Raw genomic sequence first — 14,977 nt, forward strand, 5'->3', positions numbered from 1 at the left:
GGAGAGTTCCGAGCGATCGGCCCGCGCAACTAGACCGTGATCGCGGGTAGTGTTTGCACACAACCGGACTCTCCGCCGCACGACGCGGGGGATCGTGCACTCAGTAGCAGCCACATTGTCTGCTTACCTTTCTATCAGGTGTTCACGACAGAACCAAAATGACTGGCGATTCACCACATACGAGAAACGACACTCACCGACGCGCACATGATCAGCGTCACTACGATCGCGATCGCCATCGAAGTGACGGTCGCAAGGAGCACCGTGACACACAGTGCCACAGCAACATCCATGACTCTGTGCACGATCGGGAGGTCTACCAGTACCCGGTCGCCGGGAGGCTCAAACCTCGATTGATCAGAGAGTTCTCGGCTCATCGCGTTTCGCGCTTTCCACGGCGATGTGAGTTCTGGTCGCGACGGATGGATCACCGACCACCGCAGCGACTTGATCCCCCGTGTCGGTGACGCGAGAAATCAGCTCGGACAACGTATCCGATCCGGATACGACGCTACGTCTCAATGTCACTCGCAAATCGATCGTGCGAACTCCACGATCGAGCAACGCTTTTCCTCGGACACGCGACACTTCGTCGAAGTCCTCCAGTGATGCGCTCGCCCCTTCCGCCACCGCACCCAGATCCGCGGTGATGGAATTGTGTGAGTTCGACCCATGGACGGCGATCTCCTTCACCCGACGCAGCGGCACATGCGCGATCAACCACCGCAACGCGAGGAGAACTAGCAGTACTCCCCCAGCTCCGACAGCCCATGGCCACCACGAGTGATCGACAAGATCTTCAGCCCACGGGATCTCGATACGCGCCGGGAAATCCTTGATCACGTCGAGATTCCACAGGATCGCTGCAACTCCCAGCGCTACCGCGAGCATCCCCACGACGCATGTCGCCACGCGATCCATCGCCGTCGCCGTCCGAGTCATGACAGCGATCCCGTCTGGATACGAACCTTGATTCGCGGCGATGGTGACAGCGACCCGGCCAAGTCCCCCAGCACCGCACGGATTTCCGATTCAGCGGTGGCGGCTCCATCGGGCGTGACCGAGGCCTTCACTTCCAGCTTGCGCCGGGTCGCGTGTGACGAAGCGGATCGAACCTGGGCCAGTGACTCGACGCGAACAGACGCTATCGCCGCTACATCGGCGGGATCGATCCACGTATTCGCGACTCCGACCAAGGCATTGGCAGTCTTTCGGCGCGGTTTGAGTCCGAGGATGACGAACCACAGGCCGAGAACGACGGCTGCGATCCCCGCCGGCAACATCCAACCCTGGTACGCGAGCCCGTCCACATATGCGGCAGCACTTGGTATCCACTGCGACCCGGTGATCACGCCGGTATCCACCAGCGCGTCGCGGACGCCGACCACGCCGAGCGCAAGTAGCGCCGCGGCGATGAAGAATCCCGTGACGGCCGATCCGGGCGCCGCAAGGGGAACAGGAGCAGCAGCCTTCGAGGCAGTGGGTGGTGCGACCTTGTCGGCGGTCATCGCACTTTCCTTCCCGCATCACGCTTGGTCGATGCCGGGAGAACGCTCACGATCGCCACGTCGACGCCGTCTACGTCCAGGCCCGATACAGACTGCAACTGGGTTGTCACGTTCTCTCGCACCGCGGTACCGATGACCGACAAGGATCCGGGCCACTCGATCGCGATGTCCACCTTGGCCCGTACCCGCTTGCCGGATACCAGCACTCGCGCCCTCGGCAATTCGCGCCCGGTCAGTTTGTCCATGCCGGCGGCGTGATGGCGCACCCCCGGGGTTCCGCGCGTCGCCTCGAGAACCAACTTCTGCGCGACTCTCTCTCGAATCGTCAGCGTTCCGCGATCGCCCGGCTCACCAAGCACAGACGACTCCGGTCGAGCTGTCTCAGCCACGTCCGCGACCCTTCAGCATCACACCGAGATCGAACTCGCCGTCACGCTGACCACCGACGAGGTATCCGATCACACCGAGAACCAGAGCGATGAGGAATCCGGTGAAACCGCCTGCAGCAGCTGCGACTCCGAGAAGTAGTCCTGCCAGTAGGCCGACAGTCGAGGTGGTCATGTGAATCCTCCGTTGTGGATGATGTTCGATGGTGCCTGTCAGATCTCGGTGTAGGTCTTTGCACCCGGAAACCGAGCGCGCAAACGCGTGTACTGGGCCCGAACGGGTTTGGCTATCTGTCGCATCGTGCCGCGCAGCGACGTGCGCACAACCACACCGATCGGGGATGCGAAGTCCCGGTCGACGCGTTCGAGCGCTCGATTGAGCGCGTCGGCAGATCCACCCACGTCGGGGTGGTAGTTCCTGATCGCCTCTCGGCGTGCGGATCGTCGATCAGGAACTGAACCCCGAGAGTGCTCAGGCATCGTGCGCACGACCGACTACGTCTTCCACTGTCACGTTCACGGGGCCTGTAACGAGTCCTGAAACCGCTTGGCGGATACGTAAAGCCGTGTCTCGAACGGCGGCGTCGGCGAAGATGCACACATGGATGTCTGTCGACGACTCCGTCACCCGCACGCCGACGACGCGGCGACCGGGGAGGTACGTGCCAACCTCGCCGAACATTCCGGCATGAAGAGAGGCGACCCCAGGTATCCCCGTCACAGCCGCCGCGATGGTGTCGGCGATTTCGGAACTCACTGCACCCGTGCAGTCTTGGGCTCGCCGGTTTCGTCGTCACTGCCCTCGTCGAGGTGAACGTCGTGAACCGTGATGTTCACCTCGGTCACCTCGAGTCCAGTCATCCGTTCGAGCGCCGCGATGACGTTGCGGCGAATGCCGGTGGCCAGATCGGCGAGCGATACGCCGTACTCGGCCACGATGTCGATGTCGACCGCTGCCTGCTTTTCGCCGACCTCGACCGATACTCCCTGGGAGTGGTTGACACTCGCGCCGGGGATCCGCTCGCGCAGTGCCCCGACAACCCGGGACGCTCCGCCGCCAACGTCGTACACACCGCTCACCTCTCGCGTGGCGATGCCGGCAATCTTCGAGACAACGGTGTCGGCGATCGACGTCTTTCCTTGAGAGCTCACGAGAGCCGAGTCGTTCGATGATGCAACATCCTTCGTAGATGCTGTCGCAACCTGTGTGCTGACCATTGTCATCTCCTCCTGTTGATCGATCTACCTGTGTAGTCGTCACTCGAAGGCAAAACCGAATGCCCCAGTCAGGTGACGTGCATCACTGACACTTGTTAGTTACTGTCCGTAACATTCAACGCCCCGGCCGGGCGAACAATCTTCGAACGCAGCCGAGTTTTCCGCATTTCCGCGAGAGGAGCGACTGTGGCGTTACCGCACACACAGGGGCGCACCGAAGCACCTGACGGCTTGGACACCGCAACGGTGAACGCTGCGATACTCGGCGACCGAGAAGCATTCGAGTCACTGGTGCACTACTACGGACCTGCACTTCACCGCTATGCGCGTCGAATGCTCGCAGATGAAGGCGACATTCTCGAGGTAGTCCAGGACACTTTCGTGGCCGCGTGGCGCCGACTCGATTCATTTCGTGGCGAATCGTCGATGCGAACATGGCTTTTCGCGATCTGTTCCCGAAAGATCGTGGACAGCTATCGAATCAAGAGAGCGCAACCGATCGACGACAAACTGCTGGATCCTCTCGTGCCGTCTCCCGAGGCCGGCCCGTTCGACACGACCTCGAACGCCGCGTTCCTGGAGGCACTGGAAGAAGCGTTGGGTGAATTGCCTTATCGCCAGCGTGCGGCCTGGACGCTGCGAGAGGTGGAGATGCTCACGTTCGTTCAAATCGGCAAGATTCTGAGACTCACTCCGGATGCAGTGCGAGGGCATCACCATCGTGCACGGGCTAACCTGAGTGAACGAATGACGAGGTGGCGATGACTGAATCACGAACCGACGCATTGATGGCGCACGCATCCGACGTCCTGCGGAACGCTCCCGAGCCAGGCTGGGATCGAATCAGCGACAAGGTGATCCGGGCGCTACGGTCGACCTCGGCGTCCGGTTGGCCGCTCGACGCACACGCGTCCGAAGGTCCACGCCTAGGCACGGTGTCGGTGAGCGATCACGTACTCCGCACCCATTTGGCCGCCGAGATACGTTCTCGACACCACTGCTCGCCGAGCAGTATCGAGTTCTTCGTCGACGGCCACGAAATACGTTCACTACGTATCGAACTGGCAGCGCCATACGGAGTGGATCTGGCCGAATTGTCGGACCGGGTTCGATTCACCGTCGTCGATGTCGTTCACCTGATCCTCGGCGACATGGACCCACCCGTCTCTGCAGAGAGCGTCCACATCGCCGTAGTCGACATCGTGGATGATCTACTTGCCGAGGAGAACACCAAAACCCACTCCGAGCACTAGGTGTTTGTTCGGCAAGTGTTTGGGAACCCGGCACTCATGACCACTCCCCCACCACCGGATCCGGGCCCCGTCCCCGACCCGGGGTCGCCGACACCACCCGCGCCGGCACCACCCGATCCGCTGAATCCCCCGCCCGTGCCACCGACTCCGACGCCACCGAACCCGTACCCCCCGGATCCGATCCCGCAGATCTGACGTCGACTGCCCCGAACTTCGGAGTTCAACCGCCGAGTTCGGCGATCATCTCGCTCAACGATTCTGCGGCAATACGTAGTTCACCTTCGTCGGGGTTGTCGGGCGAGGACGGTAGGCGCTCGGCCAACTGCTCGCGAGTGACAAGCGAGATACCATCGAGGCCGAACCCTTCTTCATCGGGGACGTAGATCTCGATCTCACCCCCAACCGCTACCAATTCCGAATGGGGCCCGCTGCCCAGCAGTGCACGCAGGTGTTCGGTCGTCACGGTCATATGGTTCACGTGAAATCTCCTGCTTCGGTGACAGCTGACTTTGCCGGTATGGCTCGACGTGACGTACTGACTCGACGTGACGTACTACCCCTATTGAGTACCCCTCACGGGTGAGCAAGAAACGACAAGTACATGAACACCAACCTTCAGAGAGACGCAGCCACCATGAGTGAACGAAATTCCACCGACCGCACTGATCAGACGGACGAGCCGCAGACCACCGGCACCGACCACGGTCCCGGAACCGGGGCCGATGCCGCACACAAGGACGTTCAGACCGATCCGTCGGGCGAGCGTACGTGGGCCGACGAGGGTGGAGCCTCGAGTACCGGCCCGGCAACCGACACCGACTGATCGCGCAAGAGCTCAGTCATCGGGACCAAGGTCCCGTGGGCCGACGCTCACGGGTCCTTGAAATCCTTACGGATCTAACGCTTTTCACCTGGGTTTTCGCGATGCGGTAAGGTAAGCACTCAGCACGGTTGAGTACCCAGCCGTTGAAGACGAGCACGGTTCGTGCGTTGCTTCCCGTGCCGTTTCCCGGTTTCGAACGAAACCGTTTCGAACCAGACCGTTCGAACGAACCGTTTCGAGCAATCCGTCAGGAGTTTCGATGAACGAGTTTTCGAGAACTACAGATGAGCGTACGGACAGTCCCCCCACCTTCACGACGACCTGTGCCGAAAACATTCAGTCGCTCGTGGTCAGCGGCGAGATCGACGTCCGGTCCCGAGCTGATTTCGCTGCCTGCGTCGACGACCTGGTCGGTGAGCGACACCCGTTCGTACTCGACTGCTCGGACGTCCAGTTCATCTCCGTCGGAGGTCTTTCCATCATCGAGACTCTGTCGGCCAAGGCACGGAGGCTCGGCGTGCCGTGGACGCTCGTCGCAGCGCACCCTGTCAGGCGTCCGCTGTCTCTTCTGAAGATGGACACCGACATCGTGTACACCGACTCGACAGCCGATGCAGTCGCGTACCTGTCCTCGACCTCCGTCCTGGACGAGACCCTGGCGGAGCCGATGTCGGCGTGAGTACCGATCTCGAAAAGCTCTCCGAATTCGTCGTCGTCGCAAACCGACTGCCGGTCGATCTCGAAACCGACGAAGACGGAAGCAAGAACTGGAAGCGAAGTCCGGGTGGGCTCGTCACTGCGCTCGAACCCATCCTGCGACAGCGGGATGGCGCCTGGGTCGGCTGGCCGGGGGTCGCGGACGAGAAGGTCGATCCGATAGTGGTTGACGGCCTTCGTCTGTTTCCCGTCGAGCTGACCTCTCAGGACCTCGCCGAGTACTACGAGGGGTTCTCCAACGACACGTTGTGGCCGCTCTACCACGACGTTCTGGTGGCTCCGACGTTCGAGCGGTCGTGGTGGCACACCTACGTCGCGGTCAACCAGCGGTTCGCCGAGGAAACCGCGCGTTGCGCCGCGGACGGAGCGACTGTCTGGGTGCAGGACTATCAGTTGCAACTTGTGCCGGCGATGCTGCGCGAGCTGCGGCCGGATCTGACGATCGGGTTCTTTCTTCATATCCCGTTCCCTCCGGTCGAGCTCTTCATGCAGCTTCCGTGGCGCAAGGAGATCGTCAGGGGAATGCTGGGCGCCGATCTGATCGGCTTCCACTTACCTGGTGGCGCAAACAATTTCCTGTTCTTGGCCCGCAAACTTCTCGGCCTCAAGACGACGACCGCGGGCGTCGGTGTTCGAAGTGCGCTCGGGCATGTGGATTTCGATTCTCGCGTCGTCAAGGTGGGCGCCTTTCCCATCTCCGTCGATTCTGCCGAACTCGAGCGCCAGTCGAAAAGCGATTCGGTCCTGCGTCGCGCGCGCGAATTGAAGGAAGAGCTGGGAAATCCCGAGAAAATCTTGCTGGGAGTCGACCGGCTGGACTACACCAAGGGTATCGACCTGCGGCTTCAAGCCTTGAAGGAACTCCTCGACGAGGACCGTCTGGATCCGGAGAAGTACACGATGGTGCAGCTCGCGACGCCCAGTCGTGAACGCGTGCAGCACTATATCGACCTGCGTAGCGTCATCGAAGAGCAGGTGGGCCGCATCAACGGTGACCACAGTCAGATCGGCCGCCCCGTCGTTCACTACCTGTATCAGCCGGTCGACCGTGAAGAACTGATCGCACTGTTCGTCGCTGCCGACGTCATGCTCGTGACGCCGATGCGCGACGGGATGAATCTGGTGGCCAAGGAGTACCTGGCCTGTCGCGGCGACCTCGGAGGTGCTCTCGTTCTCAGCGAGTTCACCGGTGCCGCAATGGAATTACGACAGTCATATCTGGTCAACCCGCACGACTTGGACGGCGTGAAGAATACGATCCTGACCGCGGTTCATCAGGATCCGAAGGAAGGCCGTCGACGTATGGCTGCGCTGCATCGACAGGTCATGACACACGATGTGCATCAGTGGGCCGAGTCGTTCCTGACTGCGCTTGCCCCACCTGGACCGCTTCCGGACGATCAGTTCCTCACGGAGCGTGAGTCGAACTTTGCGCGCAACAACTGACCCCCACGGGCTTGCGTCAGTGCGCTCGGAGACTCGAGCTAGGATTGGTTTCAGTTCATCGTCAAGCAGCGGCTGCGAACTGATCTCCTCGACATAGCCGTGCAATGCTGCATCGGCCCAGAAAGACAGGCCGACCATGCCCCTCACGATGAAGTACTCCGAAACCTACAACGACGCTCTCATTGCGCTCGCTGCCGCTACTCATCGGCCGGCCAACGTGGTGAACCTGTTCGGCGAGTACGCCATTCGTGTTGACCTCGAATACAACCGGTTCCTTCTGGCGACCAATACCGCGGCTGGACTCTCCGATCGACCCGACAACGGAGAATCATGGCTGGTGCGGTTCTTCCAATCCGAGAACACCGACACTCCGGATCGCCTCCTCGCGGAGGCGTCGCATCAATGGTTGGTCGATGCGTTGGACGCCGCGCTCGAACAAATCGCAGCGGCAGGGAACAAAATCTCCGCCGACGCGGACTTCGGCGACCCTACCCGCACCGAAACTCCATCCTGAACGGCATCGTCTCGAGCAGCACCACTAGTCCCCCTCGGCAGTCAACTGGCTGATTCGAGCCGCTAAGACTGCATTCTCGGCCTCGAGGGACAGAATCAGACGAATACCGACGAGATTGACTCCGTCGTCGATCAGCGCGGTGATTCGTCCGAGCGTATCCAGGTCGGCCTCGCTGTACCGGCGCGTACCGCCATCGGTGCGGGTTGGGGTGAGCAAGCCCCTTCGCTCGTAAAGGCGCAGCGTCTGAGGTCCTACCCCGGACAGTTCAGACATCACTGAGATCCCGTACACGCCGCGCAGCGCCCGGGTCTGGGATTCCGACGTCACTGGAACCTCCTAGTTCGGTGTCGGCTGTCTCAATCGGCGTCACCCGACCTTAGCACCATCACGCAGTGAATCTGACGCCCAGGACATAGATTCAAGCGTGTCCAGGACCACTGACAACAAGAATCGTCGAGCAGAAAAGGCGTGAAATGGCAGATCAAAGCCGATTTCGACAAGATTGCACAATGCGCTTTCCTTCGCCCGCGAATCGAAGTAGCCTTGCCAATTATCTACATCGGCTGATATAGATTTTGTAGCACCTGAAAGCGCCATAACTGGAGCTCGAAGGCGCAGAACACCCAGACGTCGGAGTCGGTGGTTCAGCCGACTCCCTCACGGCACACTCTTCACCGGGAGCAAGATGACGACGATCGACATCCCGCCCACACAGGGCGAGAGCACCACCGGCATCGGAATCACTGTCGCAAGTGCGACTTTGACAACCGAAGAGGTCAAGCGCCGAATCGCGATGATGTACGGCGACCCGGTGACAGAGGAGCCAGTAGCACTCGCGCACTGAACCTGACCGACACGCGATCCGATTGACGATGGCGCGAGACCGCCCCACTGGAGGGCGATCCCCATCAAGACGAGAGGAAAACATATGTCCGAGTTCACCGTACCGGGACTGAGCAGCGCAGACGGTTCGTCCGTCGCCGATATTCTGCAGGAACGCCTCAGCGCCTACAACGATCTTCACCTCACGCTCAAGCACGTTCACTGGAACGTCGTGGGCCCCAACTTCATCGGCGTGCACGAGATGATCGACCCCCAGGTGGAGTTGGTTCGCGGCTACGCCGACGATGTGGCCGAACGTATCGCGGCACTGGGTAACTCGCCCAAGGGCACTGCGGGAGCAATCGAGCGCGATCGAACGTGGGACGACTACTCCGTCGGCCGAGACGACGCTCGTGCGCACCTCGCTGCGCTCGACCTCGTCTACACCGGGATCATCACCGACAGTCGCACCGCAATCGACAGCGTCGGCAAGATCGATCCGATCACCGAGGACATGTTGATCGGCCAGACGGCGCAGTTGGAAAAGTTCCAGTGGTTCGTTCGTGCTCACCTCGAGAACTCGGGTGGCAGCCTCGTACACGAAGGCGCGTCCACCGAGCAGGATGCCGCAAATGAGGCGCGTCAGAACTGACGCACCGTCCGCGGTTTCGGCCGATCGGGGGTCGGCCGAAACCGCACTCCCCACAACAGGAAAGGGCAAGAGCATGTCTGCGGACTCGCGCGGCACGTCGACACAAACACGTCGCGAGTATCAGATGTTCGTGTTGCAGCAGCGTTTGTTGTTCGGATCGATCGTGGCAGGCACCGCCCTTGGAGTTCTCGCGATCAACTACTTCTGAAATATCAGGGGCCGCAACCGTCGAAGACAGGACAGAAACGACACAATCATGAGTTCGAGCACTCTCCGCTCGATCGTTCGTAGCGATCGATTTGCGGCAAGCAGTTCTTCTCTTCTGCTCGTGGACAGCGATTTTCGTATCCAGGGCGCAAACGACGAATACCTTGCCGTATCCGGTCGCAGCCTCGATCAATTGCACGGAGTGGAAGTGTTCGAAGCCTTCCCCGACAATCCCGACGACTCGTTTGCCGATGGAATCTTCTCGTTGACAACGTCATTCGAGCGCACGATGCACTCCCGAACTCGGGACGCACTGCCGACTCAGCGTTACGACGTGCGCGACGAGCGCGGGAGCGGGATGTTTGTCACCCGCTATTGGAATACGGTGAATTCCGCCGTCACCGATGATGACGGCAGGGTCATCGGTGTGCTTCATCGTGTATACGAGGTTCAACGACCGCTGGCTCAGCAGTCCAGTTCGGCGTCAGACGTCCTCACCCGCCTTCGCGCGGAAAATGACGAACTGAGAAGAGCTTTGGATTCTCGGCCCTTGATCGAGCAGGCCAAGGGATTACTGATGGCCGAGCGTGAGTGCTCGGCCGACCAAGCCTTCGACTTTCTGGTCCAGATGTCGCAGGAATGGAACGTCAAGGTGCGCGACATCGCCGGTGGTCTTGTCGCCGCAGCAGAACGACGTGCCGTGGATCAAAAGAATTCCTGACGACCGGGATTCAAAAGTTGTACGGCTGGGTAATGACCGACCAGAGGTACCCCCGAAATCTTCCCCCTCGAGGGAGGAGCCTCGAAGGTCCCGCCGGTTCAGGCCGGCGGGACCGAGCTTTGCCTTAACACCCGACCTGGATCCGCGATCCGAGTCGAGTTCGTCACGCAGCGAAGGGAACGTCCATGTTCATGCGCTCCTACACATCTCCCAGGCCCCTTGCCGACGAGTGGGATTGGCAACTGTCCGGCACCTGCCGCGACACCGACCCCGCTCTGTTCTACGACGACACGAACGAGCGCGGCTCCAGGCGAGCGAAGCGCGAGAGTTCGGCGAAGCTGGTGTGCGCCAGATGCCCTGTCGTGCAGAGATGCCTGGTGCACGCCATCCAGACCGGGGAACCCCACGGAATCTGGGGCGGCATGACGGCGACCGAGCGAGAATCGTTGCGCAAAGCTCGAACTGAACCACTGATCAGTGCCGCGACGAGCTCACGAGAGTAGGTAGGAACCTCAGGGCCTGGCCTCGTGGTGCCGCAAACCGTGCGTGCGGCGTCGCTCCTTCATCTCGGCTTCGAAGAGGTGCGGCACTCCGCCTGCCAGCTTGTCGCGCACCACTTTCTCGCATTCACGAAAAAACGACCAGTAGTTCTCGTCGAACTCTTCGACCAACTGGAAAGTCCAGCGCCCCTCGACCACGTTCCGGCCGATCAACTCGCCCTCGACCTGATCGGCCAGGTCGTCGTTGCCGCTGGATCGCAGTAGCTCGACGACCTCGTCGAGCATCAGATCGGCATGCCCTATCAGCTGATGGAAGTCGTACAGAGCACCGCGTGCCCGTTCCACCGTTTCAAGGGCGTTCGACAGCACTCCTGCCGCCTTCACCTCGTCATCAGTGACACCTTCCGGTCGTATGTGTACGGGGATCTGTCTGTCCGAATGGGTGTCCATGAAGCGGCTGTACCCGAACGACGCGAAAATGAAAGATGAGGATTCGGTACGTCCGCACCACAGGTGATGTGTCTCACAATTCATCCTCTAGTTCGGGTAAAGAGGGTTAGTTCGCCGGGCGAAGGGTAATCCAAGGCCATGAATACTTCCGGGGTAGAGATGGCTGGCACGCACGGCCGGTACCGGTCCTTGCCTCGGTCCGCCGGAATTACGCCACATCTACCTACAGGAAGCCCCTTGATCCCTCTGTCGAGTCCGACCGAAACCGAACTAACTCACGACTCCATCGCCTCGCTCCGCGTCCGCGCGTCGTACTCTCAACTTCCCACTCTGCGCGGAATCACCCGAACGGTTGCCAACAACACCGGACTCGATGTCGACGGAACAGCCGATCTTGCTCTGGCGATGGACGAAGTCGCGAGCATCCTCATCGGCCACGCGATACCGTCCAGCGACCTGACCTGCCGATTCGACACCGTCGGCCGCACACTTCGGACCGTCGTGTCCGTGATCGCGCACTCCGAGATACCCGACAAGTCGCACAGCTTCGGATGGTTCGTTCTCGAAGCGCTGGTCGATTCCGTCCGCTTGGAACAGTCGGAAATCGACGCGGACGGTCACATCACCCTGACGATGACGCTTGAAAAGGGCTTGCCCCAGGAGCGTGCGTGACCGCTGTCCCACCGGACAAGAAGGACCAGTACGAAACAGCTGTCGAACTGTTCGTCTCGATGGCCTCGCTTCCGCCGAATGATCCCAGCCGAGAAAAGATCACCACCTCGATCATCGAACTGTGCCTACCCCTGGCCACACACGTCGCTCGCCGATACCAGGGGCGTGGCCAGCCTTTCGAGGACTTGGAGCAAGTTGCTCGCGTCGGGCTCATACAGGCCGTGCAGCGATTCGACGTCGACAAAGGATCGGATTTCCTGTCGTTCGCCGTCCCGACCGTCATGGGTGAGGTACGCAAGCATTTTCGCGATCACGGCTGGTCCGTGCGAGTGCCTCGTAGCCTTCAGGAACGGCACCTTGCCCTCAACCGGGCGCTCACGACTTTGTCCCAGACGCTCGGCCGTGCACCGACAGTCGCGGAACTCGCCAAGGAACTCGACATCGAACCGGACGAGGTCGAACAAGGTTTGACCGCCGGTAATTCGTACCGAACCACACCGCTCGACACCGCGTCCGCCGGCGACGGGAGTGGTCTGACTCTGATTGACACTTTGGGACAGTACGACGAAGCGATCAGTCGGATCGACAATCACGAAACCCTGCGGCCCGCGCTCCTGGCACTACCGGAGCGCGAGCGCACGATCGTCGTTCTCAGATTCTTCGGCCATCTCACCCAATCCCAGATTGCCGAAAAGGTCGGCATCTCTCAGATGCATGTATCCAGAATCCTCACTCAGTCACTGAAGCAGCTACGCACCGAGATGGGTGAAATCTTCTGAAGGTACGTCTCGAGGATCAGATGTATTCCTGTGCAAGACGTTCCAGCTCGTCTCGATCGATGAGACCGGGCTGGCCGATGTCGAGGGCCTCGAGATACTTGTTGGCGAGGCGGTAATCGTGCCCCCATCGGCCGTGCTCGCCGTCCTGCTCGGTGCGCTGCACACTGGAACCGGGCGGAACCTCGTCCCGCAAACCGTTGGTCTCCGCGCCGATCAGTGTGTCGAGCTTGGTCGAGATGGCCGTGAGTGCATCGCGGTCGTTCATCTGATTCCCTTCGTCCGGTGACGCTGATCTTCCACCATACCGAAGCGTCGAGCCAAAAACATTGCACCGCTTAATATTCGACCTCTCACCTGGACCGATTCACGCCCTCGAGCTACACTGAACGGTACCGAGGTTGAGAATACAGCCGGGGTTGAAGCCACTGGCGCTCGGTTCGCATCAAGGCTCTGGATCAGGTGAGTATTTCCTGCGCACATCTGTACTGTTCATTTCCATTGAGCTCTAAAGCTTTCCACGCCTGGACGCATTCACTTTCCGCGCCGCCAGATCGGTCGTCAGCCTTTCGATGAAAGCACACAGACCGGATCTGCCATGAATCTGAATGAACTCGACCACACACCGATCGATTCCATCGATCCCTCAACACAATTGGGGCCGATCGTGGAAACGCATGGTTTCGCGGCCTGGCGGATAGCGCCCTCGACAGTCCTGATCCGGGTCGACGTCGACCTCGACAAACTCTCCGCCCCAGAACTACGAGAACTTCTCAACTCGTACGCTGCGGAGTGGTCTCGCGTCATTCTGGACTTGTCCAACTCACTGTTCGTCGGTGCGGTCTGCCTCGAACTGTTCGCCGAGCTGAACTCCCGTTCGCGAGCCCACGACTTCCAGTGGGCCGCGATCGGGTCACACCCGCTTCGACGCTTGCTTCGCGCGGCGCGGGCGGAAGAGGAATTCCCGGTCACCAACTCTGTCGAGGGCGCAATGCGCGCGCTCGACGAAACAGAGAAGTCACTCGAAGCCTCCTGACGCCACGGCTGCCCCGGCGTCGAGCGCCAGGCGCTCGCAGCGACTAAGGTTCGTCGGGCTGTCCGACGAGCTGAGAGAGACCGAGAATGACAATCGCCAAGCGCCTCGATGCCTTGCAACAGAAGCATCCGGCCCTGGGGTTCCCGATAGCGGTCCTCTACAAGTTCCTCGACGATCAAGGTGTTTATCTAGCCGCGCTGATCGCTTACTACGGCTTCGTCTCGCTCTTTCCTCTTCTTCTGTTGCTCTCGACCATTCTCGGCTTCGTGCTGTCGGGCAACCCTGAGCTTCAGCAACAGATCTTGGACTCCGCGCTGCATCAGTTTCCGGTGATCGGTGACGACCTGGGCAATGCGCAACAGATCGGCGGCGGTGTCACGGGTCTGGTGATCGGAATCGTCGGTGGTCTCTACGGTGGCCTCGGTGTCGCTCTGGCTTGCCAGAACGCGATGAACACGGTGTGGTCGGTGCCCCGAAACATGCGACCGGATCCCATCCGCGGGCGTCTCCAAGGGCTACTACTCCTCGGCACGATCGGTCTCGCGATCTTGGGGACCACCGCTGTCTCCAACATCGGCGGTGCGCTTCATCTGGGCGGTTCGTTCAGCTTCCTGCTGACCCTTGCGGTAGTCGTCTTGAATGCGGGCATCTTCATCGTCGCTTTCCGGCTCACCTGCGCCCGCCCGCTCTCGGTAGCCGATGTGGCACCTGGAGCGATCGCCGCTGCTGTTCTCTGGCAAGCACTTCAGTCCTTCGGTGCCCTCTATGTGACCTCTGTGGTGCGGGGTGCCTCCACCACCAATGGCGTCTTTGCCATCGTTCTGGGTTTGTTGGCCTTCTTGTTCCTCGCTGCAGCCTCGATCGTCATGTGCGCGGAAATCAACGTCGTGCGAGTCGACAAACTCCATCCGCGGGCGTTGTTGGCTCCGTTCACCGACAACACCGAACTCATCGAAGGCGATCGGCGCACCTTCGCCGATCAAGCAAAAGCACAACGCGCGGTTCCCCACGAGAACATCCATGTGACGTTCGACGGGCACACCAAACCCGACGATTCGGACTGATCTCGACCCCGATCGAGTTGGGTATTTGGTCCCCTCCTCGGTATCGGGGTGGCATTCTGCGCCGCGAATCCAGATTTAACACAGGTGTTGTCATTTCACGCTGCATCGAAGGGACGAATACATCACAGCAGGTGAACGCGCATAGTTGAACAATCACCTGCTTCCGACGTGGTCCCGGAACGGGACAAAGCCGTCAAATACTGCAACTCGCC

At 60.5% G+C, this 14,977-nt stretch carries 26 protein-coding genes; 15 read left to right on the forward strand and 11 right to left on the reverse strand.

Annotated elements, in window-relative coordinates; translation table 11 throughout:
• Window positions 1–357: 357 nt before the first annotated feature.
• From ACYP01_RS20660 to ACYP01_RS20690, 7 genes are all read right to left on the reverse strand, one after another.
• Window positions 358–942 carry a hypothetical protein gene (locus ACYP01_RS20660; RefSeq protein WP_459682091.1) on the reverse strand — a complete coding sequence of 195 codons (585 nt, stop codon included), beginning with the start codon at window positions 940–942 and terminating at the stop codon, window positions 358–360.
• The gene (locus ACYP01_RS20665; RefSeq protein ID WP_459682093.1) at window positions 939–1,508 is read right to left on the reverse strand and encodes a DUF6286 domain-containing protein; all 570 of its coding nucleotides are present in this window, start codon (window positions 1,506–1,508) and stop codon (window positions 939–941) included. Before ACYP01_RS20665 ends, ACYP01_RS20660 begins: the two co-directional genes overlap by 4 nt.
• Window positions 1,505–1,897 (reverse strand): Asp23/Gls24 family envelope stress response protein, encoded by a 393-nt coding sequence (locus ACYP01_RS20670; RefSeq protein WP_459682095.1) that lies wholly within the window; start codon window positions 1,895–1,897, stop codon window positions 1,505–1,507. The genes ACYP01_RS20665 and ACYP01_RS20670 overlap by 4 nt, the downstream gene beginning before the upstream one ends.
• Complete coding sequence (locus tag ACYP01_RS20675) at window positions 1,890–2,069, reverse strand: hypothetical protein (RefSeq protein WP_003943629.1); 180 nt, start codon at window positions 2,067–2,069, stop codon at window positions 1,890–1,892. Before ACYP01_RS20675 ends, ACYP01_RS20670 begins: the two co-directional genes overlap by 8 nt.
• A 38-nt stretch (window positions 2,070–2,107) precedes the next feature.
• Window positions 2,108–2,296 carry a hypothetical protein gene (locus tag ACYP01_RS20680; protein WP_232329999.1) on the reverse strand — a complete coding sequence of 63 codons (189 nt, stop codon included), beginning with the start codon at window positions 2,294–2,296 and terminating at the stop codon, window positions 2,108–2,110.
• 70 nt (window positions 2,297–2,366) lie between these two features.
• Window positions 2,367–2,651 carry an Asp23/Gls24 family envelope stress response protein gene (locus ACYP01_RS20685; RefSeq protein WP_042452304.1) on the reverse strand — a complete coding sequence of 95 codons (285 nt, stop codon included), beginning with the start codon at window positions 2,649–2,651 and terminating at the stop codon, window positions 2,367–2,369.
• A complete protein-coding gene (locus ACYP01_RS20690) occupies window positions 2,648–3,112 on the reverse strand; it encodes an Asp23/Gls24 family envelope stress response protein (RefSeq protein WP_003943699.1) in 465 nt (154 codons plus the stop codon). The genes ACYP01_RS20685 and ACYP01_RS20690 overlap by 4 nt, the downstream gene beginning before the upstream one ends.
• A gap of 186 nt (window positions 3,113–3,298) precedes the next feature.
• Between ACYP01_RS20690 and ACYP01_RS20695 the strand changes: the two genes are divergently transcribed.
• Entirely contained in the window at window positions 3,299–3,877 is a 579-nt protein-coding gene (locus tag ACYP01_RS20695) for an RNA polymerase sigma factor (RefSeq protein WP_459682099.1), read from the forward strand.
• Complete coding sequence (locus tag ACYP01_RS20700; protein WP_230691574.1) at window positions 3,874–4,365, forward strand: hypothetical protein; 492 nt, start codon at window positions 3,874–3,876, stop codon at window positions 4,363–4,365. The genes ACYP01_RS20695 and ACYP01_RS20700 overlap by 4 nt, the downstream gene beginning before the upstream one ends.
• Before the next feature lie 220 nt (window positions 4,366–4,585).
• Here ACYP01_RS20700 and ACYP01_RS20705 read toward each other — a convergent pair whose 3' ends face one another.
• Window positions 4,586–4,834 (reverse strand): hypothetical protein, encoded by a 249-nt coding sequence (locus ACYP01_RS20705; protein ID WP_019747457.1) that lies wholly within the window; start codon window positions 4,832–4,834, stop codon window positions 4,586–4,588.
• A gap of 165 nt (window positions 4,835–4,999) precedes the next feature.
• On the opposite strand from ACYP01_RS20705, the gene ACYP01_RS20710 reads away from it, so the two are divergent.
• The 4 genes from ACYP01_RS20710 to ACYP01_RS20725 all read left to right on the forward strand — a co-directional run bounded on the left by ACYP01_RS20710 (window position 5,000) and on the right by ACYP01_RS20725 (window position 7,865).
• Window positions 5,000–5,188, forward strand: coding sequence for a PI-type proteinase (locus tag ACYP01_RS20710; protein ID WP_228117918.1), 189 nt, complete (start codon window positions 5,000–5,002; stop codon window positions 5,186–5,188).
• Window positions 5,189–5,447: 259 nt separating this feature from the next.
• The gene (locus ACYP01_RS20715; protein ID WP_037131011.1) at window positions 5,448–5,867 is read left to right on the forward strand and encodes an STAS domain-containing protein; all 420 of its coding nucleotides are present in this window, start codon (window positions 5,448–5,450) and stop codon (window positions 5,865–5,867) included.
• Entirely contained in the window at window positions 5,864–7,351 is a 1,488-nt protein-coding gene (locus ACYP01_RS20720) for an alpha,alpha-trehalose-phosphate synthase (UDP-forming) (protein ID WP_459682102.1), read from the forward strand. The genes ACYP01_RS20715 and ACYP01_RS20720 overlap by 4 nt, the downstream gene beginning before the upstream one ends.
• 136 nt (window positions 7,352–7,487) lie before the next feature.
• On the forward strand, window positions 7,488–7,865 hold the full coding sequence (locus tag ACYP01_RS20725) for a hypothetical protein (protein WP_007726560.1): 378 nt from the start codon (window positions 7,488–7,490) through the stop codon (window positions 7,863–7,865).
• Between the two features lie 24 nt (window positions 7,866–7,889).
• Here ACYP01_RS20725 and ACYP01_RS20730 read toward each other — a convergent pair whose 3' ends face one another.
• On the reverse strand, window positions 7,890–8,192 hold the full coding sequence (locus ACYP01_RS20730; RefSeq protein ID WP_003943719.1) for a MerR family transcriptional regulator: 303 nt from the start codon (window positions 8,190–8,192) through the stop codon (window positions 7,890–7,892).
• A gap of 358 nt (window positions 8,193–8,550) precedes the next feature.
• Between ACYP01_RS20730 and ACYP01_RS20735 the strand changes: the two genes are divergently transcribed.
• The 5 genes from ACYP01_RS20735 to ACYP01_RS20755 all read left to right on the forward strand — a co-directional run bounded on the left by ACYP01_RS20735 (window position 8,551) and on the right by ACYP01_RS20755 (window position 10,770).
• Entirely contained in the window at window positions 8,551–8,709 is a 159-nt protein-coding gene (locus ACYP01_RS20735; RefSeq protein ID WP_003943664.1) for a hypothetical protein, read from the forward strand.
• Between the two features lie 84 nt (window positions 8,710–8,793).
• On the forward strand, window positions 8,794–9,339 hold the full coding sequence (locus tag ACYP01_RS20740; RefSeq protein WP_003943731.1) for a Dps family protein: 546 nt from the start codon (window positions 8,794–8,796) through the stop codon (window positions 9,337–9,339).
• A gap of 73 nt (window positions 9,340–9,412) precedes the next feature.
• On the forward strand, window positions 9,413–9,547 hold the full coding sequence (locus ACYP01_RS20745; protein WP_003943674.1) for a hypothetical protein: 135 nt from the start codon (window positions 9,413–9,415) through the stop codon (window positions 9,545–9,547).
• Window positions 9,548–9,595: 48 nt separating this feature from the next.
• Complete coding sequence (locus ACYP01_RS20750; protein WP_003943739.1) at window positions 9,596–10,267, forward strand: ANTAR domain-containing protein; 672 nt, start codon at window positions 9,596–9,598, stop codon at window positions 10,265–10,267.
• A gap of 185 nt (window positions 10,268–10,452) precedes the next feature.
• Window positions 10,453–10,770 (forward strand): WhiB family transcriptional regulator, encoded by a 318-nt coding sequence (locus ACYP01_RS20755; protein WP_003943622.1) that lies wholly within the window; start codon window positions 10,453–10,455, stop codon window positions 10,768–10,770.
• 9 nt (window positions 10,771–10,779) lie between these two features.
• On the opposite strand, the gene ACYP01_RS20760 is transcribed toward ACYP01_RS20755, so the two are convergent.
• Window positions 10,780–11,217 carry a hypothetical protein gene (locus tag ACYP01_RS20760; RefSeq protein WP_037131043.1) on the reverse strand — a complete coding sequence of 146 codons (438 nt, stop codon included), beginning with the start codon at window positions 11,215–11,217 and terminating at the stop codon, window positions 10,780–10,782.
• Between the two features lie 237 nt (window positions 11,218–11,454).
• Between ACYP01_RS20760 and ACYP01_RS20765 the strand changes: the two genes are divergently transcribed.
• Window positions 11,455–11,889 carry an ATP-binding protein gene (locus ACYP01_RS20765; protein WP_003943620.1) on the forward strand — a complete coding sequence of 145 codons (435 nt, stop codon included), beginning with the start codon at window positions 11,455–11,457 and terminating at the stop codon, window positions 11,887–11,889.
• On the forward strand, window positions 11,886–12,668 hold the full coding sequence (locus ACYP01_RS20770; RefSeq protein ID WP_003943639.1) for a SigB/SigF/SigG family RNA polymerase sigma factor: 783 nt from the start codon (window positions 11,886–11,888) through the stop codon (window positions 12,666–12,668). Before ACYP01_RS20765 ends, ACYP01_RS20770 begins: the two co-directional genes overlap by 4 nt.
• A 16-nt stretch (window positions 12,669–12,684) precedes the next feature.
• Here ACYP01_RS20770 and ACYP01_RS20775 read toward each other — a convergent pair whose 3' ends face one another.
• Complete coding sequence (locus ACYP01_RS20775) at window positions 12,685–12,933, reverse strand: hypothetical protein (protein ID WP_003943680.1); 249 nt, start codon at window positions 12,931–12,933, stop codon at window positions 12,685–12,687.
• Between the two features lie 330 nt (window positions 12,934–13,263).
• Between ACYP01_RS20775 and ACYP01_RS20780 the strand changes: the two genes are divergently transcribed.
• Together ACYP01_RS20780 and ACYP01_RS20785 are read left to right on the forward strand one after the other, a co-directional pair.
• On the forward strand, window positions 13,264–13,701 hold the full coding sequence (locus tag ACYP01_RS20780) for an STAS domain-containing protein (RefSeq protein WP_003943635.1): 438 nt from the start codon (window positions 13,264–13,266) through the stop codon (window positions 13,699–13,701).
• An 86-nt stretch (window positions 13,702–13,787) separates the two neighbouring features.
• A complete protein-coding gene (locus ACYP01_RS20785; protein ID WP_003943713.1) occupies window positions 13,788–14,765 on the forward strand; it encodes a YihY/virulence factor BrkB family protein in 978 nt (325 codons plus the stop codon).
• The last annotated feature ends 212 nt before the right edge of the window (window positions 14,766–14,977 follow it).

The organism is Rhodococcus sp. no. 34 (genome assembly GCF_054589475.1).